This is a genomic window from Campylobacter sp. CFSAN093233, assembly GCF_011068165.1.
GTDB lineage: Bacteria > Campylobacterota > Campylobacteria > Campylobacterales > Campylobacteraceae > Campylobacter_D > Campylobacter_D jejuni.
Map to the genome: position 1 here is coordinate 16784 of NZ_JAAMWY010000004.1, position 22227 is coordinate 39010.

General features: G+C 30.9%; 25 protein-coding genes and 2 pseudogenes. 7 read left to right on the plus strand and 20 right to left on the minus strand.

Going from position 1 to position 22227, the window contains the following annotated elements:
* Positions 1-2: 2 nt before the first annotated feature.
* The 7 genes and pseudogenes from FBF15_RS02140 to FBF15_RS09590 form a co-directional block, all read right to left on the minus strand.
* Positions 3-2312, minus strand: coding sequence for a chemotaxis protein CheW (locus FBF15_RS02140; protein WP_038816953.1), 2310 nt, complete (start codon positions 2310-2312; stop codon positions 3-5).
* 3 nt (positions 2313-2315) lie between these two features.
* Positions 2316-3272, minus strand: a complete 957-nt coding sequence (locus FBF15_RS02145; RefSeq protein WP_002873462.1) for a chemotaxis protein — start codon at positions 3270-3272, stop codon at positions 2316-2318.
* Entirely contained in the window at positions 3265-4023 is a 759-nt protein-coding gene (locus FBF15_RS02150) for a UDP-2,3-diacylglucosamine diphosphatase (protein ID WP_326844883.1), read from the minus strand. Before FBF15_RS02150 ends, FBF15_RS02145 begins: the two co-directional genes overlap by 8 nt.
* Positions 4024-4032: 9 nt before the next feature.
* Positions 4033-4518, minus strand: a complete 486-nt coding sequence (greA, locus tag FBF15_RS02155) for a transcription elongation factor GreA (protein ID WP_052773700.1) — start codon at positions 4516-4518, stop codon at positions 4033-4035.
* A gap of 11 nt (positions 4519-4529) precedes the next feature.
* A complete protein-coding gene (gene lpxB / locus FBF15_RS02160; protein ID WP_038816956.1) occupies positions 4530-5624 on the minus strand; it encodes a lipid-A-disaccharide synthase in 1095 nt (364 codons plus the stop codon).
* A gap of 96 nt (positions 5625-5720) precedes the next feature.
* Complete coding sequence (gene peb3, locus FBF15_RS02165) at positions 5721-6473, minus strand: AcfC family glycoprotein adhesin PEB3 (protein WP_002854295.1); 753 nt, start codon at positions 6471-6473, stop codon at positions 5721-5723.
* Positions 6474-6613: 140 nt separating this feature from the next.
* Positions 6614-7909 (minus strand): annotated as a pseudogene (locus tag FBF15_RS09590) (MFS transporter).
* A 254-nt stretch (positions 7910-8163) separates the two neighbouring features.
* On the opposite strand from FBF15_RS09590, the gene surE reads away from it, so the two are divergent.
* The 3 genes from surE to FBF15_RS02185 are packed head-to-tail and all read left to right on the plus strand — an operon-like array spanning position 8164 to position 10031.
* Positions 8164-8940 (plus strand): 5'/3'-nucleotidase SurE, encoded by a 777-nt coding sequence (gene surE / locus FBF15_RS02175; protein WP_002854555.1) that lies wholly within the window; start codon positions 8164-8166, stop codon positions 8938-8940.
* Positions 8930-9589, plus strand: coding sequence for a tRNA threonylcarbamoyladenosine dehydratase (locus FBF15_RS02180; RefSeq protein ID WP_072233182.1), 660 nt, complete (start codon positions 8930-8932; stop codon positions 9587-9589). Before surE ends, FBF15_RS02180 begins: the two co-directional genes overlap by 11 nt.
* Positions 9573-10031: a GNAT family N-acetyltransferase gene (locus tag FBF15_RS02185; RefSeq protein WP_038813461.1), complete on the plus strand. Its 459-nt coding sequence runs from the start codon at positions 9573-9575 to the stop codon at positions 10029-10031. Before FBF15_RS02180 ends, FBF15_RS02185 begins: the two co-directional genes overlap by 17 nt.
* A gap of 62 nt (positions 10032-10093) precedes the next feature.
* Here the strand turns inward: FBF15_RS02185 and panD are convergent, their stop codons facing one another.
* The 3 genes from panD to panB are packed head-to-tail and all read right to left on the minus strand — an operon-like array spanning position 10094 to position 12154.
* Positions 10094-10474, minus strand: a complete 381-nt coding sequence (gene panD / locus FBF15_RS02190; protein WP_038813459.1) for an aspartate 1-decarboxylase — start codon at positions 10472-10474, stop codon at positions 10094-10096.
* Positions 10471-11319, minus strand: a complete 849-nt coding sequence (panC, locus tag FBF15_RS02195) for a pantoate--beta-alanine ligase (RefSeq protein ID WP_165434541.1) — start codon at positions 11317-11319, stop codon at positions 10471-10473. The genes panD and panC overlap by 4 nt, the downstream gene beginning before the upstream one ends.
* A gap of 10 nt (positions 11320-11329) precedes the next feature.
* Positions 11330-12154 (minus strand): 3-methyl-2-oxobutanoate hydroxymethyltransferase, encoded by an 825-nt coding sequence (gene panB / locus FBF15_RS02200; protein ID WP_002894798.1) that lies wholly within the window; start codon positions 12152-12154, stop codon positions 11330-11332.
* A 216-nt stretch (positions 12155-12370) separates the two neighbouring features.
* Here panB and blaOXA point away from each other — a divergent pair.
* Positions 12371-13145, plus strand: a pseudogene (gene blaOXA / locus FBF15_RS02205) (OXA-61 family class D beta-lactamase).
* A gap of 84 nt (positions 13146-13229) precedes the next feature.
* Here blaOXA and FBF15_RS02210 read toward each other — a convergent pair.
* Genes FBF15_RS02210 through FBF15_RS02240 form a run of 7 tightly spaced genes read right to left on the minus strand, consistent with a single transcriptional unit; the run spans position 13230 to position 18409 of the window.
* The gene (locus FBF15_RS02210) at positions 13230-14114 is read right to left on the minus strand and encodes a sulfate/molybdate ABC transporter ATP-binding protein (RefSeq protein WP_002816233.1); all 885 of its coding nucleotides are present in this window, start codon (positions 14112-14114) and stop codon (positions 13230-13232) included.
* Positions 14111-14785, minus strand: a complete 675-nt coding sequence (gene modB, locus FBF15_RS02215) for a molybdate ABC transporter permease subunit (RefSeq protein ID WP_165434542.1) — start codon at positions 14783-14785, stop codon at positions 14111-14113. The genes FBF15_RS02210 and modB overlap by 4 nt, the downstream gene beginning before the upstream one ends.
* Entirely contained in the window at positions 14778-15179 is a 402-nt protein-coding gene (locus FBF15_RS02220; RefSeq protein ID WP_002857328.1) for a molybdenum-pterin-binding protein, read from the minus strand. Before FBF15_RS02220 ends, modB begins: the two co-directional genes overlap by 8 nt.
* The gene (gene modA / locus FBF15_RS02225) at positions 15176-15925 is read right to left on the minus strand and encodes a molybdate ABC transporter substrate-binding protein (RefSeq protein WP_038816957.1); all 750 of its coding nucleotides are present in this window, start codon (positions 15923-15925) and stop codon (positions 15176-15178) included. The genes FBF15_RS02220 and modA overlap by 4 nt, the downstream gene beginning before the upstream one ends.
* A 50-nt stretch (positions 15926-15975) precedes the next feature.
* Positions 15976-16662, minus strand: coding sequence for a malonyl-ACP O-methyltransferase BioC (gene bioC / locus FBF15_RS02230; protein ID WP_038814211.1), 687 nt, complete (start codon positions 16660-16662; stop codon positions 15976-15978).
* Complete coding sequence (locus FBF15_RS02235) at positions 16659-17270, minus strand: pimeloyl-ACP methyl esterase BioG family protein (RefSeq protein WP_038814210.1); 612 nt, start codon at positions 17268-17270, stop codon at positions 16659-16661. The genes bioC and FBF15_RS02235 overlap by 4 nt, the downstream gene beginning before the upstream one ends.
* Positions 17267-18409: a pyridoxal phosphate-dependent aminotransferase family protein gene (locus FBF15_RS02240; RefSeq protein WP_165434543.1), complete on the minus strand. Its 1143-nt coding sequence runs from the start codon at positions 18407-18409 to the stop codon at positions 17267-17269. The genes FBF15_RS02235 and FBF15_RS02240 overlap by 4 nt, the downstream gene beginning before the upstream one ends.
* A gap of 67 nt (positions 18410-18476) precedes the next feature.
* On the opposite strand from FBF15_RS02240, the gene FBF15_RS02245 reads away from it, so the two are divergent.
* Positions 18477-19760, plus strand: coding sequence for an adenosylmethionine--8-amino-7-oxononanoate transaminase (locus tag FBF15_RS02245; RefSeq protein ID WP_038816958.1), 1284 nt, complete (start codon positions 18477-18479; stop codon positions 19758-19760).
* On the opposite strand, the gene bioD is transcribed toward FBF15_RS02245, so the two are convergent.
* The 3 genes from bioD to FBF15_RS02260 are packed head-to-tail and all read right to left on the minus strand — an operon-like array spanning position 19747 to position 21017.
* On the minus strand, positions 19747-20352 hold the full coding sequence (bioD, locus tag FBF15_RS02250; RefSeq protein WP_002816248.1) for an ATP-dependent dethiobiotin synthetase BioD: 606 nt from the start codon (positions 20350-20352) through the stop codon (positions 19747-19749). The genes FBF15_RS02245 and bioD overlap by 14 nt on opposite strands.
* 9 nt (positions 20353-20361) lie before the next feature.
* Positions 20362-20676, minus strand: a complete 315-nt coding sequence (locus FBF15_RS02255; protein ID WP_002783223.1) for a multidrug efflux SMR transporter — start codon at positions 20674-20676, stop codon at positions 20362-20364.
* Between the two features lie 2 nt (positions 20677-20678).
* Positions 20679-21017, minus strand: coding sequence for a multidrug efflux SMR transporter (locus FBF15_RS02260; protein WP_002810730.1), 339 nt, complete (start codon positions 21015-21017; stop codon positions 20679-20681).
* A 131-nt stretch (positions 21018-21148) separates the two neighbouring features.
* Between FBF15_RS02260 and FBF15_RS02265 the strand changes: the two genes are divergently transcribed.
* Positions 21149-21685, plus strand: coding sequence for a 50S ribosomal protein L25/general stress protein Ctc (locus FBF15_RS02265; protein ID WP_002791314.1), 537 nt, complete (start codon positions 21149-21151; stop codon positions 21683-21685).
* On the plus strand, positions 21682-22227 hold the full coding sequence (pth, locus tag FBF15_RS02270) for an aminoacyl-tRNA hydrolase (protein ID WP_002857525.1): 546 nt from the start codon (positions 21682-21684) through the stop codon (positions 22225-22227). The genes FBF15_RS02265 and pth overlap by 4 nt, the downstream gene beginning before the upstream one ends.

Here is a 22227-nt window from a genome sequence, read left to right on the forward strand (position 1 = left end):
TCTTATCCTAGTTTCAAATTTTTTCTAACCACATTTTCCAAGTATTCTGGAGAATAAGGTTTAGTGATATATTCAGTCATACCCACTTCAACACCTCTTAAACGGTCAGTTTTACTTGTTCTTGAAGTAACTGCTATCAATGGTAAGTTGCGATATTTAGAATACTTTCTAATTTCACCAGCTAAGGTGTATCCATCCATTCTTGGCATTTCGATATCTATAAGCATTGCATCAATATCATGTTCGCCAGATTTTATAATATTCAATGCTTCAACACCATTTGTTGCTTCGATTAAACTAACTCCTAGCGGTTCTAAAGCTTTTTGCATTAAAGTTCTATCCATTTTAGAATCATCTACAATTAAGACTTTATAATCACTTGGTTGTTCTTTAGGTTTTTTCGCACTTGATTCTAATTGCGCTTTAATATCAACTTTAATTTCTTTGGCCATATCCATCATAGCGCCTACATCAATGATTAATGTCACCCTGCCATCACCACGGATTGTAGCTCCTGCTATACCTTGGATATTTTGTAAATAATCACCCATGGATTTAATAACTATTTCTTCTTGTCCTACAAGAGTATCTACTATAATACCAAGCTTGCTTTCTGCTACCCCTATAACAACGACATAAGTTTGATCACCGCTTTCAAGGACTTGTTTAACTCCAAATACATCTGAAAGTCTCACAAGAGAAAGCACTTCATCTCTTAAGCGTAATACATTTTTACCTTCGATAGTATAGATATCATCAATTGGCACTCTAACTGTTTCAAGAACGCTTGCAAGTGGAATTGCATAGAATTCCTCTTGAGTTCCTACAAGTAAAGATTGAATGATTGCCAAGGTAAGAGGAATTTTAAGTTTAAATGAACTTCCTTTACCTAACTCACTATCAATTTCAATTACCCCATTAAGTTTTTCGATGTTGGTTTTAACAACATCCATTCCTACGCCACGACCTGAAACATTTGTTACTTTAGCCGCAGTTGAAAAACCAGGCTTGAAAATCAAAGCAAAAGCTTCTTTGTCTGTCATTTGATCTGCTTCTCTTTCGGTAATCAAATTTTTCTCTATAGCTTTTGCTTTTAAGCCATTTGGATCAAGTCCTTTACCGTCATCTGTAATTTCTACAACGATGTGATTGCCCTCATTATAAGCTTTAAGTTGGACTATACCTTTTTCAGGTTTTCCATTCGCTGCACGAGTTGCTGGATCCTCAACACCATGATCACATGAATTTCTAATCATATGCATGATAGGATCGCCAATTTCCTCTACGATAGATTTATCAAGTTCAGTTTCTTCACCTGTAATTTCAAGTTCTATTTGCTTTCCTAATTCACGACTTAAATCACGAACAACTCTTGGGAATTTATTGAAAACTTTTGCTATAGGTTGCATTCTTGTTTTCATCACAGCAAGCTGAACATCAGTTGTAATAATACTTAATTGACTTACAACCTGATTAAGTTCTTCAAGGAATTTTTCTCCTTCATAACGCTCTTCAACATCATCGTAAATTTTAAGCAAACGGTTTTTGCCTAAAACAAGCTCCCCAATTAGATTCATTAAGTGATCTAATCTTTTTACCTCCACGCGTATGGTTTGATCCATACTGCTAGCATTACTACCTGAAGCAGGAACTTTTTTCTCTCCACTTTCCGTAGGTTTATTTGCTGTATTGTTAGTCGGTTTAGGTGCCACATTTGTTGTTTGTTTCTTTTGTGCGCGACGAGCTTGATCTTCAGCTTTTCTAACTTTTAAAAGTCTTTCTATTTCAGCTTCAACTTCAGAATCACTTAATTGATTAACATCTACTTCAGGTTCTGGAGTAGCTATTTCTTGTTTTGGTGCTTCTGGTTCTGCTTGTGGAGTAGATTTTTCATTTGAATCTGTTGCCACAACAGGAGACTCTCCCTCTGAAATAGCTGTTAATCTTGCGCAAATTGGTTCTATATCCATACCAATAGCAGTATCGTTGCCATTATCACGAATGGAATTAAGTAAAGTTTTCATTCTATCAATAGACTCTAAAACCACATCCATGATATCTGGAGTTATTTTTAACTCGCCATGTCTTGCTTTGTTTAAAACATCCTCCATGTGGTGAGTTAACTTTGTTAAAACATCAAAATTTAAGAAGCTTGATGATCCTTTAACCGTATGTGCAACACGGAAAATTCTATTTAATAATTCTAAATCTTCTGGATTTGATTCAAGCTCTACTAAATCATGGTCGATTTGCTCAACAAGCTCAAAAGCTTCAACCAAAAAGTCTTCAAGTATTTCTTGCATATCTTCCATATTTTACCCCTGTTCTTGAGATTGATGTTTTTTAATAACCTTTGCAATTTCATTGAAGAAATCGCTAGCGTTAAATTTGACAAGATAGCCTTCTCCACCAGCTTCTTGAACACCTTTCTCATTCATAAATTCATTTGATAAAGATGAGTTAAAGATTATAGGAATATCTTTAAATCTTGGATCTTCTTTAATGCGTGCAGCAAAGTGGAAACCATCCATTTGTGGCATTTCGACATCGCTTACTATAATTTTTAAAGTATCGTTTAAACTTTCACCATAAACTTGGCTTAATTCTTCTAATTTGTTTATGCCCTCTACGCCGTCCTTAGCTTCAACAACTTGAAAGCCCATCTGTTGCATCATTTCTTTGACGCGTTTTCTAGCAGTCATGCTGTCATCAAGTATAAGTGCTGTTCCAGTAAATTTTTCTATTTTTCCAAAATCTATATCTGTTTTTGGAGCGTAAATTCCTAAATCTTCAACAACACTTTCAAGATCTAAAATTAGCAACACTTCATCATTTTCAATGCGTGTTACACCTGTAATTTTACCTTTATCTAAAGCACCTGATCCTGTAGAAAAAGTTGCTGGTTCTATATCTTTCCAGTTTATTCTACGAATTCTTTTTGCTTCGTGAACTATAAAACCAATAAGAATATTACTAAATTCAGTAATAATAACTCTAGGTTTTAGCATAGTGCTTTCTGGCTCAGTGATTTGCATCCATTTGGCAAGATTGACTACAGGTATAACCACTCCACGAAGATCAAAGATACCTTCGATGTAATCAGGTACACCTGGAAGTTCTGTAAGGCTTGGGATTTTTATAATCTCCCTTACCTTAGAAACATTTACACCATAAATTCCTTCATAGACTTTATCGTGCCCTTGCTTAAAGATACGGAAATCGACAAGCTCCATTTCATTTGAACCCGTTTTCACGATATTTTCATCAAACATTTTGACCCCTCAATTTCTGTTCTCGAAATTTGATTTCTTGTTGATATTCTACTACAAAAAAACTTCTCTCATATGCAAAACTAGCTAAGTTAAGATATTTAATGTTTTCTTTGTTGATTTGATGATTTTGATGATAGTGTCCTTCACATACCCAAAATCCTAAATTTTCATATTTTTCATATCTTTTTTTCGCTAAATTTTCAAAATCTTTTATTTGATAAAAAAGGTTTTTTTTGTTTTGATTTTGAAGAATTTTATTTGAAATAAAATTACGAGTAATAATATTTAAAAAATTCAAAAATACAAGCAAATAATGATTTCTTAATGTTTTAAGAGTAAATTGCAAAAGAGGTGGTAAAAAAATATCTCCGTGAGCTAATTTTATAAAAGCACTATTTAAAACAAGATTATTACCTTTACTTGTATGCAAATTAAGCTTTATGGGCTGCTTTTGTAAGTTAAAAATTTTTACCTTTTTAAAAAAACAAGAAAGATTAAAATCATGATTGCCTTCTAAGTATATAATTTCAATCTTTAAGGCTAATTCTTCTAAAAGTTCTATGTAAGGTTTAGCAAATTCATGTGTAGCAGAGATTTCGCCTATAAGTAAATCGAAAATATCACCCATAAGTATGAGTTGAGGGGTGGAAATTTTACCTTTTTTTAAGGCTTGTAAAAATTCCCAAAATCCCTTTCTTTGTTCATTTTCATGAGCATCCGCGATTAAAATCGCTCCATTTTGTAGTAAAATTTTTTATCCTTAAAATTTTAAAGGCTCATAATTTATAGAAAGGATTTCAAATTCACTCTCACCTTTTGGCAAACGCACTTTAAAATCATCCCCTTCTTTTTTCCCAAGCATAGCTCTTGCTATTGGAGATGCGATGGAAATATAACCCTTATCTAAATTTCCTTCGCAAATTCCTACTAGAGTATATTTGCTTTCTTTTTCTGTATCCAAATCCATGATCACAACACTTGAACCAAATTTCACACTATCGTGTTCATAGCTCGAAGGATCGATTACTTGAGCTCTTGCTAGCAAGTCACTAAGCTCTGCAATACGACTTTCTATCAAAGCTTGCTTTTCTCTTGCAGCATGGTATTCAGCATTTTCTTTCAAATCCCCATGACTTCTTGCTGTATCGATTTCTATTACAACGGCAGGGCGTTGATTGTCTTTTAAATCTTTTAATTCTGCGGCTAACTTATCATAGCCAAATTGACTCATTGGTTCTTTTTGCATGATTTACCCTTTTATATTTCGTTTAGGATTTTTGCTAAATTTTTAGCACTTCCAAATTGTAAATATTCTTTTAAAAAATCAACTTTAGCAAAAAATGCCTTATAATCATATTTATTGTAAGCTTCATATAAATTTAAAACATTGACTTTATCTTGTAAAAATTCAGGATTTAAAGCTTCTTTTCCAGCGAAATCACAAAAAATATTTGCAAGTCCTATATGTTTTAATTTTACAAAAAGTTTTGCGATAAAAATATCGATAGCCTTTGCCTTGTAAGCAAGAACAAAAGGAGTTCCCACTAAAGCTGCTTCTAAAGTAGCTGTTCCACTACAAATAAAGGCAAAATCAGCTTTTTTAAGCACTTTTGGAGTGTTACTTTCTATCTTAAATTCGCTAATATCACCATAAACTTCTAATTTTTCAAGATTAAATGAGGGAACGCAAAGAATTTTTTCACCCTTAAATTTTTGAGAAAGTTCTTTAAAAATAGGCATTAAACGCCTAATTTCACTACGCCTTGAACCTGGTAAAAAGGCTATAGTTTTTTCATCATCTTTTTTTGAAAATGTATGATTAATGTCTTCTTGATTTTTAAATTCTTTTATCTCATCTAAAAGCGGATGGCCTATATAGGTGCTTTTGTTAAAAAATTGATTATCAAAGGGCAAAATAGAAGCTAAAATATCAAAATGACTTTCTATGATAGGTATGCGACCTTTTTTCCACGCCCAAACTTGAGGCAAGATATAATAAATGCGTGGAATTTTATTGCCTGCTTTTTTTAAAGCCTTGGCAAAAGGGATATTAAAAGCGGGAGAATCGATACATAAAACTGCGTCCATTGTTTGGCTTAAAGTTAGATTCACTAATTCTTTGATCGCTTTTTTTGCTTTGAAAATCAAAGGTAAAACTTCTATAAAACCCATAGCACTAAATTCATGTGAGCTATAAAGTGGTTTAGAATTTAAATCAAATTCTTTGCATAAACTCTCATCATAAATCCCATGAAGTTCAAATTCACCAAAATCTTTTTTATAAGCTTTTAAAACTTCTTTTAAATGCAAATTTGCTGAAGGCTCTAAAGCACAAACTAAAAAGGTTTTCAAAAAATTTCCTTATCAATATTTTAAACATTTTATCTTATTTTGGCTTAATTAAAAGAAGTTATGCAAGAATACACGCTAAAAAGCGTGTATGAAGGTTTATTCTCTCCAGCCGTATTTTTTAAAAATTTCTTTAGCTTCCTTAGAACTTAAATAAGCAATAAAATCTTGTGTTTCTTTGCTCGCACCTTCTTTAGCTACCACATTAAAAGTTCTATAAACAACCAAATCTTTTTCTATAGCTACGGCAGTTCCTATGTCAGGATTGCTTTTTGACCAGTCAATCCAAGTGATCCAAGCATCGGCTTGATCTTGTGCGAAAAGCTTTCTTGCACTTCCACTATTTGGAACAAAGGCCACGATATTGTTTCTAAAATTTTGTATGGTTTTTATATCTTGAGTTCTACCTATCATATCTTCCCAAACTCCAGTTCCAGAAGTATTGCTCTTTCCAGCACCTTCAGGCACAACGATTCTTACTTTTTTATTAGCCAAATCTTTTAAACCTTTGATTTTTAAAGGATTGCCTTTTTGAGTAAGTATGATGGCTTCTCTAAAATATAAAGGCTTGATTTTACTCACATTAAAATCTTTTCCAAAATCACTCGCTATAGCTAAAGCCGATTGATCTGAAGCGCCAAATAAAATATCTGCATCTTTTTTAGCCTTTTCAAACCAAGTCGCTTGAGGGCCAAAATTTACATTTACTTTAACGCCTGTTTTTTCGCTATATTTGTTTGCTATATCTTTTAAGGCCGTGTGTGGGCCACCTGGTCCGTAAAGGTTTACATCTGCATTTGCCATACTAAAAGCTAAGGCACATGCACCAAATAAAGTAATAATTTTTTTCATAGTATTTCCTTTTATGATAAATTTTTATTGATTGAAGGTAAGATTTTAGAAATTGTATGTTAATAAATAGTTATAATGTAACAAAAATATTATTAAATCTAACTTTTGCTTGGTATTTTTGCAAGCAAAAGTTAAAATTGTTATTGATGCTTCTTTTTAGCGCTAAAATGACATAAAGTAGAACAAAGTATACAAAGAATACAAGCACTAAGGAGCATGATAAGACCAGCATTCCAACTACCATAGTAATCCACAGCCCAACCTATAGCTTTTGTTCCAAGTGAAGCGCCGACTACATAACTCATAAAGCCACGAAATCCTACACAAGATCCTACTGCAAAAGCAGGAACGACTTCCATAGTTTGCACACTTGCTAAAAATTGTGGTATATAGACTAAACACCCCGCCATAGCTGCAAAGAAAATAACCATATAAAGATTATTTGAAGTAAAATATCCAATAATCATAAAGAAAATAATCACCATGGCGCCTATAGCAGGAGGCATTCTATAGCCTTTAAAAATTTTATCTGAAATATATCCTGCAAGTAAAGTAGAAGGTATAGCAGCCCATTCAAAAAGCCAAAAGGCAATACCTATTTGTTCTTTATTAAAGCCTTTTGTTTCTAGCAAGTAAATAGGAAGCCAAGAAATAAGCCCAAAACGCACCATATAAACAAAAGTATCCATCCAAGCTACATACCAAGCATTTTTATTTTTAAGGACATAATGATAAAAAATTTCAAGACCGCTTAAATTTGGACTTTCTACAGCTTTAATTTCTTCGGTTTTAATACCTCTCATTTCGTTGATTTCGCTAATATCAACCAAACCTTCATTTTTAGGACTTCCTTTGACTGCATAAAGCATATAAAGGCTAATAAGCACAGCACAAAAAGCAGGAACATAAAAATGATTGATATGCTAATGTGTTTCATTAAAATCTGCTAAGCTTACGCCTAAAAATGCTGCTAAAGCAAATCCAGAAAGCGACACTATAGGAGCAACTATCCCGCCTCCTATATTATGTGAGATATTCCAAACGGCCGTGTAAATTCCCCTCTCTTTTTTAGGATACCAGTTTGCAAGAGTGATAAAAGAAGGACCTACCCCCATACCTTGAAAAACCCCAAGCGCGATAACAAAACCTACATAAGCGTAAAAAGAATTTGAAAAACCAAGTAAAACATTTACAAGAGCACATAAAATAAGACCTAAAGCCATGTATTTTTTAGGACCAGCTTTGTCGCTTATAACGCTCATTGCACCCTTGCTAATCCCGTAAGCTATAAGCATTGAGCCTGTGATTGTTCCGATGTCTGATTTACTGAGATTAAGTTGATTTTGTATAAATGGAGTTGAAAGAGTGATATTATTTCGCACAAGATAATATCCCATATATCCTATAAAAACCCCACTTAAACTCCAAGTTCTCATTTTGTAATATCTAGGTAAAATTTCCTAAAGAGGAAATTTAATAGCTTTTGCCTTAGGTTTGAAAAAATCAAACATATTTAAACCATCCTTACTAACTTTATATTTTTATAGTTTAAATAATGTTAATCGATATAAAATAAAAAAATAATTAAAAATAATACGAAATTTATATAATTTAAAAATTAAAATTTTATACTATGAAGCTTTAAAAAAATATGTTAAAATCCAGATTTTTATCTTTTGCAAGGAAGACAATGAAAGAAATTCTTATCACTAATGACGATGGTTATGAAAGCGAAGGACTTAAAAAACTCATTAAGATGTTAACAAAAGAATTTAAAGCCAAGATCACCATAGTAGCTCCTGCTAGTGAAAAATCAGCTTGTTCGCACTCTATAACCCTAACCAAACCTTTGCGTTTTGTTAAAGTGGGAAAAAGATTTTACAAACTTGATGATGGCACTCCAGCAGATTGTGTTTATCTTGCTTTGCATGCTTTATACAAAAAGCGTTTGCCTGATCTTGTAATAAGTGGGATTAATAAAGGTGCTAATGTAGGCGAGGATATTACCTACTCAGGAACTTGCGCAGGAGCTATGGAGGCGGTTTTACAAGGAATTCCTGCTATCGCTCTTTCTCAATTTTATAAAAAAAGCGAAAAAGAACTAGACTATAAAAATGCTTTACAAATTACCAAAAAAATCATTCAAAATATTTTTGATAAAGGTTTTCCTTTGGAAAAAAAAGAATTTTTAAATATCAATTTTCCTGCAAAATCAAAAATCAAAGGCATTAAAATTTGTAAAGCAGGCAAAAGGGTTTATAATTTTGAAGCCCATTCAAATGTCAATCCACGAGGAGTGGAGTACTATTGGCTTGCAGCGGCGAATTTAGACTTTGAAGATGAGAAAAATAGCGATATTGCCTTGCTTAAAAAAGGCTACGCTACAATAACACCTATAATGCTGGATCTTACAGCTTATGAAAGAATGAAAAAAGTTAAAAAATGGTTAAAGGCAAATGATGAATGATAGATTTACACGTATAAAATGGCTAGTTGGAGAAGAAAAATTTCAAAAAATTTCACAAACAAAAGTTTTGGTTTGCGGACTTGGTGGAGTGGGTGGAATTTGCGTTGATGCGCTTTATCGTAGTGGTTTTAAAAACCTTACTTTAATCGATGCGGATAAATTTGAAATTACCAATCAAAATCGCCAAATTCATAGCGAAAATATAGGCGAAGAAAAGGCTAAAGTATTTGAAAGAATTTATAAGGTTAAAGGTATAGTCAGTAAAATCGATGAAAATTTTTTAAAAAATTTTGATTTAAGCGAGTTTGATCTTATCATAGATGCCATTGATGATATTCCTGCAAAAGTAGCTTTGGCTCATCTTATAGATTTTAAAAAACAAATTTTTATCTCCTCAACAGGTGGAGCTAGAAAGCTTGATCCAACACGCATTAAAACTACAAGTATTTTTAAAACTCACGGCGATGCTTTAGCGAAAAAATTTCGTTATGAGCTTAGAAAATCAGGCTTTAAGGGAAATTTTGATGTGGTGTTTTCTGATGAAGAAGCTCATTGTAAAGACCTTGGTTCATTTATGGGTGTAACAGCTTCTTTTGGACTTGCTTTAGCTTCTTTGGCTTTAAGGAAAGTACTTGATAAGAAAAGCTGATATTAAAGATTTAAATGCTTGTTTGTCGCTTTTTGAGCAAAGCGTAAAAACACTTTGTGCTAAGGATTATACAAAAGATCAAATTTGTGCTTGGATTAAAATTGATAGACAACAATGGGAAGAAAAATTTAAATATGATGAGATCTTTGTCTATGAAAAAAGAGGAAAAATCGCAAGTTTTATAAGTGTTAAACAAGAGCAGAAATTGCTTGATTTGCTTTTTACTCATCCTGATTTTGTTAGACAAGGTTTAGCACAAAATTTACTTGATTTTATTTTAAAAACTTATTTGCATAATGAAATTTACACTTTCGCATCCTTAAGTGCTAAAGATTTTTTCTTAAAAAATGGTTTTGAACTTATAAGGGAAAACAAGGTTATCAAAGAGGGACAAAATTTAAAAAAATTTTTAATGAAAAAAGATGTGGTTTATAAAAACTAGAAGTTAAGATAAGCAAAAATAATGGATTAAAAGATAGAAAAAATTACAAAAATAGCTAGATGTTAGAAAATAGCTCCGTGTTTTTCATAATTTGTTATTTTTGTAACAGTGTTATTTTCATCCACAAAAACAACTTTTGGTTTAAATGTTTTTGCTTCTTCTTCATTAAAATCAGCATAAGACATGATGATCACCTTATCTCCCACTTCTGCAAGACGAGCCGCAGCACCATTTAAGCATACAACTCCTTCTTCTTGCGTGGCTATGGTATAGGTTTCAAATCTAGCGCCATTATTGACATTGACTACTTGGACTTTTTCGTATTCTAAAATTCCACTCGCTTGCAATAATTTTTCATCTATACTTATACTTCCTATATAATCAAGCCTAGCTTCTGTTACGCTTGCGCGATGTATTTTTGATTTGAGTAAAGTGATATTCATTTTAATCCTTGTACTAAAAAATTATCAATGAGTCTTGTTTTTCCAACAAAAGCAGCCACCGCTCCTAAAACATTATCAGTGATATTTTCGATATTTTCCATGGTGTTAAAATCGACTAATTCTATATAATCGATTTTGATTAGTTTTTCTTTTTCTAAAATATCTTTCATAGCTTGGATGATCTTAGAAGTATTTTTTTCTCCCTCTCGGACTAATTTTTCAGCCAAAAAAATGCTTTGAGATATAGCTAGTGACGCTTTTCTTTCTTCTTTGCTAAGATATACATTTCTAGAGCTTTTAGCTAAGCCATCTTCTTCTCTAATGATAGGACAAATTTGAATTTTTAAATTAAAATTTAAATCATCAACCATATGCCTAACGACTACGCATTGCTGCGCGTCTTTTTGCCCCATATAGACTATATCAGGGTTTAGGATATTAAAAAATTTAGTTAAAACCGTGCAAACGCCTCTAAAATGCCCCGGTCTTTTAGCCCCGCAAAGTTTATCAGTGATCGTATTCATATCTACATAGGTGCTAAAATTCTTAAGATACATTTGAGTTGCATCGGGGATAAAAACCATATCAACGCCATTATCTTGACACATTTTAATGTCGCGTTCTAAATCTCTTGGATAACTAGAAAAATCTTCATTAGGCCCAAATTGCATAGGATTTACAAAGATACTTACTATAACCTTATCTTGTGTTTTGGCATGTTTGACTAAACTTAAATGTCCATCGTGTAAAAAACCCATGGTTGGAACATAGCCTATACTAAGTTGATGTGATTTCCAATCTTTTACAATTTGTTTTGCTTCTTTGACAGAAGTAATGACTTGCATATTTGTATCCTTAGTATAATTTATCTAATAATTCATCATCTAAATAATCAAAGCTGTGCTCTTGGGAAGGAAAAATACCGCTTTTAACTTCATCTCTATATTTTTCAACTCCTACTTGAGGATCAATTTTATCAAAATGCTTTACAAATTTTGCTTTAAAATCTTTATTTAAACCCAAAAGATCGTGATAAACTAAAACTTGTCCATCGCAGTATTTGCCTGAACCTATGCCGATTGTTGGAATTTCTAAAATAGAGCTTATTTTTTGTGCTAGTTTTACAGGCACACATTCTAAAACCAACATACAAGCACCCGCATCTTGCACAGCTTTTGCATCATCTATAATTTTTTGGGCCGATTGTAAATCTTTACCTTGAACCCTATAGCCACCTAGCATATTTACAGCTTGTGGGGTTAGTCCTAGGTGAGCAACGACGGGTATTCCTGATTGGGAAATCAATTTAATCTTACTTGCGATTTCTATACCCCCTTCCACTTTTACCCCATTTGCGTGGCTTTCTTTGATAAATCTTGAGGCATTTAAGATAGCGTCACGATCTGAACTTTGATAAGACATAAAAGGCATATCAGCAAGTACGAAAGACTTTTTAGCTCCGCGAGAAACAGCTTTGGTAAAAATCAACATTTCATCCATAGTAACACTTAAAGTATCTTGCATGCCAAGCACTGTCATAGCTAATGAATCTCCAACCAATATAATATCTATATCGCTATTGTCTAAAATTCTTGCACTATGATAATCATACGCACTTACCATGGTTATTTTTTCATTTTTGGCCTTTTTTTCCAAAAAACTAAGAATACTTTTTCTCATTTAAAATACCTCGTTTAGCTATAAAATAGTAAGCAAAAAACTAGCATATAAATTTTCATAAATAGTAAATAAACGATAAAACAAAATATATTTAATTAATGGATTGTTTTAATGGTTACAATTTTAGAAAATTTCAGTTCATGTTAAAGGATATTTAAAGAAAATAAAGCTTTAAAAAGTATTTTGTTTAAAATTATTTAAATAGAAAGATATTTTATGAAAAAAATAACTTTATTTTTACTTTTCTTAAATTTAGTGTTTGGGCAAGATAAGATATTAAATAATTGGTTTAAAGAGTATAATACAAGCGGCACTTTTGTTTTTTATGATGGAAAAACTTGGGCGAGTAACGACTTTTTAAGGGCTATGGAGACTTTCTCTCCCGCTTCCACTTTTAAAATTTTTAATGCTCTAATTGCACTTGATAGTGGTGTGATAAAAACTAAAAAAGAAATTTTTTATCACTATAGAGGTGAAAAAGTATTTTTATCTTCTTGGGCGCAAGATATGAATTTAAGTTCAGCTATAAAATATTCTAATGTTCTTGCTTTTAAAGAAGTGGCAAGAAGAATTGGTATCAAAACTATGCAAGAATATTTAAACAAGCTTCATTATGGTAATGCTAAAATTTCCAAGATCGATACTTTTTGGCTTGACAACTCACTAAAAATAAGCGCTAAAGAACAAGCAATTTTGCTTTTTAGACTTTCACAAAATAGCTTACCTTTTTCTCAAGAAGCAATGAATAGTGTTAAGGAAATGATTTATTTAAAAAATATGGAAAATTTAGAGCTTTTTGGAAAAACAGGTTTTAATGATGAGCAAAAAATTGCTTGGATTGTAGGTTTTGTGTATTTAAAAGATGAAAATAAATATAAGGCTTTCGCGCTAAATTTAGATATTGATAAATTTGAAGATTTATATAAAAGAGAAAAAATTTTAGAAAAATATTTAGATGAACTTGTAAAAAAAAGTTAAAAATGATGGCTAGTGAGTATTTCGTAAAATGCAAAAATACTTAATTGTATGATTTGCGTACACTTAAAGTACTCATTAAAAAATTAAATTTTTGCTCTTATTTATCAAGTTTTCCTACGATGATAGGGTTAAAGGCTTTTATGGATAGCAAAAGCGTATCGCCGATTTTTACATCTTGATAAGCTTTTAGAAATTCCTCTTCACTAAGAGTGATTTTAATAATATCTTGATTTAAAAGCAAGGTTAAAACCACTAAAATATCACTTTTTTTAATTTCTAGCAAAGTTGCACTTAAGCGTAATTTTGCGCTGATATTTGAATGAGTAAAAAATTCATTTTTAGGAAAATCTTTAATAATTTTTCCGTTTTTAAGCTCTAAAATTCTATGACTTAACTTATAAATTTCAGCTAGATCATGACTTACCAATAAAGTACTTATTTTAAAATACTCTAAAATCTTGGTTAATTCATCTTGTAAATTGGCACGCATTTTAAAATCCAAAGCACTCAAAGGTTCATCTAAAAGCAAGATTTTTGGTTCTCTTGCTAAAGCTCTTGCTAAAGCTACTCTTTGTGCCTGCCCCCCACTTAAATGTTTAGGATAAATTTTAGCTAAATTTTCAAGCTTCATTAAGGCTAAAAGCTCGCTAACCTTTGCTTTAGAACTAGCGGCATAGGCGATGTTTTCTTTTATATTCATATTTGGAAAAAGCGCATAATCTTGAAAAACAAAACCAATTTTTCTTTTTTGTAAAGCTAAACTAAAATTTTTTGAAGAATCAAACCAAAGTTCATTATCTACTTCTATACGCCCCAATTTAGGCTTTATAAGTCCCGCTATGATTTTTAAAAGAGTGGTTTTTCCTGCTCCACTTTCGCCAAAAAGTGCAGTAATTTTTCCTGATTCTATATCTTTTTTAAAATTTAAATCCAGTCTTCCTTTAGCGGTATTCATAGGATGATTGATATCAATTCTTATCATTGAAAACTCATTTTTTTATTGATAAAATAAAGACTAAAAAGTACTAAAAAAGAAAAAATAAACAATATAAAAGCATATTGATGGGCTAAGCTATAGTTTAAGATTTCAAGTTCATCATAAATAGCTATACTAGCCACTAAAGTTTCACCTTGTTTATGTCCTCCTATCATCATCACGACTCCAAATTCACCCACAGTATGGGCAAAACTCATCGCACAAGCACTAAAAATTCCTGCTTTAGAATTAGGTAAAATCACTCTAAAAAGAGTATAAATTTTACTTTTACCTAAACTATAAGAAGCATCGAGCAAATTTGGATTGATCGATGAAAAGGCACTTTGCAAAGGATTTACCATAAAAGGCAAAGAAAAAATCAAAGAAGCAAAAACAAGACCTTCAAAACTAAAAACCAAAGAAAGATTAAAATATTCTTTTAAAACTTGCCCTAAAAAACTATTAGCCGAAAAAGTTACAAGCAAATAAAATCCCAAAACACTAGGAGGTAAAATCAAAGGCAAGGAAATAAAGCTTTGAAGGATTGTTTTAAAAGGAAAATGCACAAAACTTAACAAATAAGCTAAAAAAACACCGATAAAAAAAAGGATAAAAGTCGTGATAAAAGCAAGTTTAAAAGTAAGATAAAGGGTTTGTAAAAAAGCTGGATCAAGCACTATGACTCCTTAATACAATATCATTTGCTTTTACAAAACAAAGCCATTCTTGATTTTCACAAATTTCAAGTTCTAAAGCTTTTTCTTTGGTGATAATACTAGAAAGTTCATTACCTTTAAAATCAAAAAATACCTGATATAAAAGTTTGCCTTTTTTAATTTTTGTAATTTTAGCTAAAAAAGAATTTTCAACACTTAAAAGAGTTTTGCTTGCGCTAAAACAAAGCTCATGCTCTTTAAAAAGAAGTTCTACACTCACACCAATTTTTAAATTTTCTAAAGATTTTAATTCAAGCATTAAAACACTAAAAATCACTTCTTTAGAAAGTATTTTAACAATAACTATATCCTCTTGATTTAAAAGCTCACAAATTTGTCCTTTTATAAGGTTCATGGTGTGCTAAATCCGTATTTTTTAAAAATTTCTTTTGCTTTTGAAGAGCCAATAAATTCGTTAAATTCAAAGGCTAATTTTTTATCCTTAGCGTATTTTGTGATGACATAACTTTGCTCTAAAGGGCTAAAATACTTTGCATCAATTATAACAGCCTTACCCTTAGGATGATTGATAGAAGAAACTAAAGAATAAGCCACTATAGCTATATCTGAATTTTTGCTATCTACATGTAAAACAGGCACTGAGATATTTTCGCCTAAAACGATTTTATCCTTAAGAAGCTCATTTAAACCCAAATTTTCAAGCACTTCTTTAGCTGCTACTCCATAAGGAGCTACTTTAGGATTGGCTATGCTTAGATGCGTGATTTTGTTTGCCTTTTCTTTTAAATTTTCAACGCCTCCTTGGAGTAAATTTTCATCCAAGCTATACAAAGCCAAAACTCCCAAAACATAAACTTTTGGTTTTATTAAAGCATTTTTATCATCATAAATAGCCTTAGCATATTTAGTATCCGCTGAAAAAAAGAGATCAAATTCTCTTCCTTGTTTTAAAAGCTCATAATATTTTCCAGAAGCACCAAAAACCAATTCTATTTTATCTTCTGGATGTGTTTTCAAAAACTCATCTTTAACTTCACTCATCGCCTTTGAAGCTGAAGAAGCTACAAAAATACTTAAATTTTGCGCATTTAGATGTAAGGTAAAAAACAAAATCCCAAAAAATACTATAAACTTTTTCATTTAGCTTTCCTTGTGTAAAAATTTAATTTTTGGATTATAACACAAAAAAATCATTTTATATCATTTTTGCATAAAATAAATACAGGATGATAAGTGAGTTTGTTTTGAAATTTTTCTTCAAAATCTTTTAAAAAACATTTATTTAAAGGATAAAAACCTAAAGAATTTACCCCGCTTAATTTTAAATGTCTAAAAACTTCTAAAGCATTATCAAAGCTTAATTCTACGAGTTCTTGAGTGATTTTTACCTCATTAAAATAGACTTTAAAAATTTGTTCTAATTCATTTAAGCTAAAATAATTTAAACCAAACCCCGTACTTTGTTTGATTTCTTTTAAATTTTGTTTTGCAAAAGTAGAAAGAAGTAAAATTCCATTTTGATTTAGCATATCTCTAAGACTTAGTATAATGCGTTTTAAATCAAGCCATTGCAAAGTTGCATTTGAAACAATAAGATCAAATTTCTCTTTACTTAAATCTTGTTTTGCAATTTCATTCATATCAAAAATTAAAATATTAGAATTTTCTTTAAAGTTTAAAATATCGTTTTTTAAATACTTATTAAAAGTAATGAAATTTTGAAGTTTTTTGCTAAATTCACCCCTACCACAACCAAATTCAAACACTTTTTCAAAATGTGAAATTTTTAAATCTTTTAAAATTTCACAAAGTTTTAAACCCATGAAATCTTGCACTTTTGCATGTTTTTCATAATCTTTTGCTTTTAAAAAATTCAAAGCTCATCCCAAGTTTTAAAATGAAAAAAAGCAAAATGCGGTTCATCTAAAAAAATCAAATTTTTAAAACTATTTTTCAAGGCATTTGGTGGAAAAATTTCATCTTCTTTACTTGAATAAACCTTATCCCAAAGCAAATTTTCTTCTTGTTTTGTTAAAGCAAAGTCAAAAAGTTTTTCAAGCTCTATTTTCAAAGATTTTTCATCTTTAAAAATAAAATCTTTGGCTAAGCTTTTGCGTTCTTTAAATAAAGCCTCTTTAAAATGTTCTAATTTAAAATTTTGCAGGGTTTTTTTAAAAATTGTAGGATGAATTCCTTTTGATTTATCTATGCCTAAATTTGTACCATTTATGGCTATTTTTTGCTTAAAATTAAGCTCTTTTAAAAGTCTATTTGCCACACAAACCCCTATAGAAAAAGCGATTAAAAAAAGCTCATCAAAAGCTTTGAAATTAAAATTTAAATCAAAATTTTCATAATCATAAAATAAAATCACATTTTTATCGCTTTTTAAATGCGAAAAATGACTAGGATATGAAGCAAACCCTCCAAATACCACTATAAGTTTTTTTGAATCAGGATTTTTGCATAAAAATTCATATTTCATAAAAGCTCTATTATCCTTTCAAGTTCTTCTGTGTTAAGTCCTGTGTGTACAGAAAAACGAATTCTAGCTGTATTTTTTGGCACAGTAGGTTCTTTAATCGCAGGAGCAAAAAAACCAGCTTTTTGAAGTTTTTGTGAAATTTCTAAGGCTTTTTTATTTTCACCTAAAAGCAAGCAAATAATATAAGCATCACCTAAAACAGTGTGATTTTTTTCTTGCAATTTACTTTTAAAAAAAGTACTTAAAAGTTCTAATTTTTCTCTTTCTTTCTTAAAATAAGGCATTTTTTTAAAAATAAATTGTGTCCAAGCTACATTAATAGGTGGCAAAGCTGTAGAATAAATAAAAGCTCTAGCTTTGTTGATGAAAAATTTTTTATATTTTTCATCACATATTATACAAGCACCCATGGAAGCAATGGCTTTTCCAAAGGTAAAAACCAAAAAATCCACTTCATTTTCTAAGGCTAGTTTTTTAACAAGCCCCAAACCCTCTTTATCAAAACAACCCACGCTGTGTGCTTCGTCTATATAAAGCTTGATTTTATCATAACGTCTTTTAAGCTCACACAAAGTTTTAAAATCGCTAAAATCTCCATCCATACTAAACAAAGCTTCGCTTAAAACGATGATATTTTCATAATTTTCATAATGTTTTTGGATTAAACTCTCTAAATGATTCATATTTTTGTGATGAAAACGAAAAAAATCAGCCTCGCCAAGTCTTAAGCCATCAATCATACTTGCATGAATAAATTTATCGGCTAAAAAAAGCGTCTTAGAAACGCTAGAAAGTGCTGCTATACAAGAGATATTTAGATGATAACCACTATTAAAATGTAAAATTTCCTTATCTTTAAATTTAGTCTTTAAAAAACTTTCTAATTCTTCATAAATTTCAAAATTTCCACTCAAACTTCTTGAACTCGAACTTGAAAAAAACAAATCTTGCTCTTTTAGGGTGTTTAAAAACTCAGCTTTTAACTCTTTAGAAGACGCCAAATAAAGATAATCATTTCCTGCTAAATTTAAAAGTTTTTGATCTTGTTTATAAACAAATTTATTTTCATGTTTTAAAGGCGTTAGAGTTCTTAGATTGTGATTTTGCTCTAGATCTTGCAAAATTTTTTCAAGCTTCATTTTTTTCCTGTAAATTTAAAAATTTAAAGTATTATTTTGCCAAAATATTTTTAAAAAAGAAGTTATAATGCAAAATCAAATCTTAAAAAATCTCGATTTAAAACACATTTGGCACCCTTGCACACAAATGAAAGATCACGAAACTCTACCTTTAATTCCTATAAAAAAAGCAAAAGGTGTATGGCTTTATGATTTTGATGATAAAGCTTATATGGATTGTGTGAGTTCTTGGTGGGTCAATCTTTTTGGTCATTGTAATGAAAAAATCACAAATGCCATTAAAAAACAAGTTGATAAGCTAGAGCATGTGATCTTAGCAGGCTTTACACATGAGCCCATCATCAAGCTTTCTGCGAGACTTTGTGAAAAAGTGGGGCATGATTTTAATAAATGTTTTTATGCGGATAATGGCTCAAGTGCCATTGAAGTAGCACTTAAGATGAGTTTTCATTATCATTTAAATAAGGGAGTGAAAAAAAGTAAATTTTTATCTTTAAGCAATTCTTATCATGGTGAAACCTTAGGAGCCTTAAGTGTGGGCGATGTTGCACTTTATAAAGATACTTACAAAGCCTTGCTTTTAGAGTGTTTAAGCACGCCTGTGCCACAAGGCAAAGACTACACTAAAGAGCTTGAAATTTTAAAAGATATTTTAGAAAAAAATGCAAGTGAAATTTGTGCTTTTATACTTGAACCCTTGGTGCAATGTGCAGGAAATATGCATATGTATGAAGCAGGGTTTATTGATGAGGCCATAAAGCTTTGCCATAAATTTGGAGTGCAAGTGATTTTTGATGAAATTGCAGTGGGCTTTGGACGCACAGGAACTTTGTTTGCCTTACATCAATGCAAACAAAGCCCCGATTTTATCTGCCTTTCAAAAGGGATAACGGGTGGATTTATGCCACTTTCTGTAGTGCTTACAAGAGATGAAATTTATAATGCTTTTTATGATACTTATGAAAGCCAAAAGGCTTTTTTACATTCTCATAGCTATACGGGAAATACCTTAGCTTGCGCGGCAGCAAATGCGGTTTTAGATATCTTTGAGGATGAAAATATTTTAGTAAAAAATCAAATTTTAAGCGAGTTTATCAAAAAAGAATTTTCAAGACTTGAAAAATTTGACTTTTTGGGTAATTTTAGAACTTGCGGGATGATCAGTGCTTTTGATATTTTAAGCACCAAGTATAAACGCGTAGGACTTTTTGTATTTCAAAAAGCCTTAGAAAAAGGTTTGCTTTTAAGACCTTTAGCAAATACGATTTATTTTATGCCTCCTTACATCATCACAAAAGAACAAATCGTTTATGTACTAGAGAGTTTAGAGCAGATTTTTAAGGAATTTTAAGTTGTAAAATTTCTTGCATTTGCTCTTTAAAATCTTTATTTAAAATGCTATTTTCATCAAAAAAATCAAGATTGATTATAGGAATTTTTGCATAATTTTTTATAAAATCATCTTGTAAGATATCTTTTTTACCCATCATTACAAGGGCTAAAAGATTGATATTTCTTTGCTTTAAAGCTTCAATGCTAAGCAAGATATGATTAATGCTTCCAAGATAGTATTTTGCTACCAAAATCGTAGGGTGTTTGAAAATATTCACAAAATCAATCATAGTGTAATTTTCATCCATAGGAGAAAAAAGCCCACCCGCAAGCTCAATAAGTAGGTTTTTGCTTTTTGGTAAAATGATATCTAAGGCTTTATAATCAAGCTTTTCTTTGATTTTTCCAAGATGAGGAGAAGCTGGAGTTTGCAAAAAAATACCTTCTTTAAAAATCTTTGTTTTTGGGCTAAATTTTGCAATAAACTCGCTATCTGTTGGAGTTCCTGCTTGAATGAGTTTAAAATAATCATAGTTAAAATTCGCACAAAAAGCTGCGCTAAAATGTGTTTTTCCTACATCAGTATGTATTCCACTTACATAAATTTGCACAAAAAATCCTCAAGAAAGAAATTTTAAACCCGCTGTACAAGTAATAATCACAGCGATTAAAAAAAGTTTCAAAAAACTTTTACTTTCTTTATAAAAAAGCACTCCTATCATTACCCCACCAGCGGTTCCAGCTCCTGTCCATATAGCATAAGCAACGCTCATAGCGATATTTTGCATACTTAAGCTTAAAAAAGTAAAAGAAAATCCAAAACACACTATCAAAGCTAAAAGGTAAAGCTTGTTTTTAGTGCTTACAAGTTCTTTCATGATCACCACGCCAAAAATTTCACAGGCAGTAGCTAAAAACAAATAAAACCATTCCATAACTAAGCTTCCTTGCTTACCCATTTAAGGGCTATAATGCTTAAAAGTAAAATCGCTATAAGCACAAGTTTAATTATAGAAACAGCCTCATTAAAAATAAACATTTCATTTAAAACCACTCCTATAGTGCCAATGCCTACAAAAACACTATAAGTAATGCTTACTTCAAGTCTTTCACAAGCTTTTAAAAAACAAGTAAAAGAAATACAAACCCCAATGGCTGTTAAAATATAGTGCCAAATTTCTGTAGAATACTTAAGTCCACTTACCCAAAAACATTCTATAATCCCGCCTAAGATTATTAAAAACCAAGCTATATTGATATTGAATTTTTCATTCACATGAAGCCTTAAATTAACATAATTTATAAAACAAATTATATCTTAAAGAAATTAAAAGAAGCTATAAATTTACTTTTCCATAAGCCAAAATTAGATATAATCAAAGCTCATTTTTTAAGAAAGGACAAAAGATGTTAGAAGGCATCGTTAGAGAGAGTATCGGTAGAAAAGCTGCTAAAGCTTTAAAAAGAGATGGTTATCTAATCGCAAACATCTATGGAAAAGGATTAGAAAACATCAATGCCGCTTTTAAAGTAAATGAGTTTATTAAGGAAGTTCGTAAAAAAACTACTTTAATTTTTGATGTAAAAGTAGGTTCTCAAACTTTAAGCGTTGTAGTTGTAGATTATCAAAAAGATCCTGTAACTGCAGAACTTAAACATGTGGATTTAAAAGTTGCACAAAAAGGTGTGATTTCTAAATACATGGTTCCAGTTAAAATCACAGGAACAGCTATAGGTCTTAAAAATAAAGGTGTTTTAATCCAATCAAAAAGAAGATTAAAAGTAAAATGTGCAGCTGAAAATTTACCAAATTTCTTCGAACTTGATGTAAGTAAACTTGATGTGGGTGATGCTTTACTTGTTCGTGATATTGTAGTTCCTGCGGGAGTAACTATGATTGATGCTGATAGAGTAGCGGTTGTAGGTGTAGAAAAAGCTAGATGATTTTAGTCGTAGGGCTTGGCAATATAGGCGTAGAGTATGAAAATACCCGTCATAATGTCGGTTTTATGCTAATTGACTTACTTTTAAAAGAAAGCAATTTTACAAATCTTACAAACTCTAAATTTAAAGGAGAGCTTTTTAAAATAGGTTCTTCTTTACTTCTTCTTAAACCTAGTACTTATATGAATAATTCAGGACTTAGCGTAAAAGCAGTGAATGATTTTTATAAATGCGAAAGAATGATAGTTATCCATGATGATATAGATATAAATTTAGGAGCCTTGCGCTTTAAAAAAGGCGGTTCAAGTGGTGGACATAATGGGCTTAAAAGCATAGATACTTTATGTGGAAATGACTATGAAAGAGTGCGTATAGGAGTGGGAAAGGGTGAAAATGTGATTTCCCATGTTTTAGGTAAATTTAAATCCGAAGAAGAAATAACTTTAAGCAAAGTTTTAGAGCATACAAAAAAAGCTTTGCTTGAGCTTATTGAAAATGATGATTTGTCTGCTATATCATCCAAATACAGCCTAAAGGCTTAA

What these genes read in the sequence shown, in the direction of transcription:
- pth (WP_002857525.1), top strand. Translation starts at nt 21,682, where the DNA reads ATGATTTTAGTCGTAGGGCTTGGCAATATAGGCGTAGAGTATGAAAAT.
- peb3 (WP_002854295.1), bottom strand. Translation starts at nt 6,473, where the DNA reads ATGAAAAAAATTATTACTTTATTTGGTGCATGTGCCTTAGCTTTTAGT.
- greA (WP_052773700.1), bottom strand. Translation starts at nt 4,518, where the DNA reads ATGCAAAAAGAACCAATGAGTCAATTTGGCTATGATAAGTTAGCCGCA.
- FBF15_RS02240 (WP_165434543.1), bottom strand. Translation starts at nt 18,409, where the DNA reads ATGAAGCTTGAAAAAATTTTGCAAGATCTAGAGCAAAATCACAATCTA.
- FBF15_RS02245 (WP_038816958.1), top strand. Translation starts at nt 18,477, where the DNA reads ATGCAAAATCAAATCTTAAAAAATCTCGATTTAAAACACATTTGGCAC.
- FBF15_RS02180 (WP_072233182.1), top strand. Translation starts at nt 8,930, where the DNA reads ATGATGAATGATAGATTTACACGTATAAAATGGCTAGTTGGAGAAGAA.
- FBF15_RS02145 (WP_002873462.1), bottom strand. Translation starts at nt 3,272, where the DNA reads ATGTTTGATGAAAATATCGTGAAAACGGGTTCAAATGAAATGGAGCTT.
- FBF15_RS02255 (WP_002783223.1), bottom strand. Translation starts at nt 20,676, where the DNA reads ATGGAATGGTTTTATTTGTTTTTAGCTACTGCCTGTGAAATTTTTGGC.
- FBF15_RS02220 (WP_002857328.1), bottom strand. Translation starts at nt 15,179, where the DNA reads ATGAACCTTATAAAAGGACAAATTTGTGAGCTTTTAAATCAAGAGGAT.
- panC (WP_165434541.1), bottom strand. Translation starts at nt 11,319, where the DNA reads ATGCAAGTCATTACTTCTGTCAAAGAAGCAAAACAAATTGTAAAAGAT.
- panB (WP_002894798.1), bottom strand. Translation starts at nt 12,154, where the DNA reads ATGAGAAAAAGTATTCTTAGTTTTTTGGAAAAAAAGGCCAAAAATGAA.
- FBF15_RS02140 (WP_038816953.1), bottom strand. Translation starts at nt 2,312, where the DNA reads ATGGAAGATATGCAAGAAATACTTGAAGACTTTTTGGTTGAAGCTTTT.
- modA (WP_038816957.1), bottom strand. Translation starts at nt 15,925, where the DNA reads ATGAAAAAGTTTATAGTATTTTTTGGGATTTTGTTTTTTACCTTACAT.
- FBF15_RS02265 (WP_002791314.1), top strand. Translation starts at nt 21,149, where the DNA reads ATGTTAGAAGGCATCGTTAGAGAGAGTATCGGTAGAAAAGCTGCTAAA.
- FBF15_RS02210 (WP_002816233.1), bottom strand. Translation starts at nt 14,114, where the DNA reads ATGATAAGAATTGATATCAATCATCCTATGAATACCGCTAAAGGAAGA.
- panD (WP_038813459.1), bottom strand. Translation starts at nt 10,474, where the DNA reads ATGAATATCACTTTACTCAAATCAAAAATACATCGCGCAAGCGTAACA.
- surE (WP_002854555.1), top strand. Translation starts at nt 8,164, where the DNA reads ATGAAAGAAATTCTTATCACTAATGACGATGGTTATGAAAGCGAAGGA.
- FBF15_RS02235 (WP_038814210.1), bottom strand. Translation starts at nt 17,270, where the DNA reads ATGAAATATGAATTTTTATGCAAAAATCCTGATTCAAAAAAACTTATA.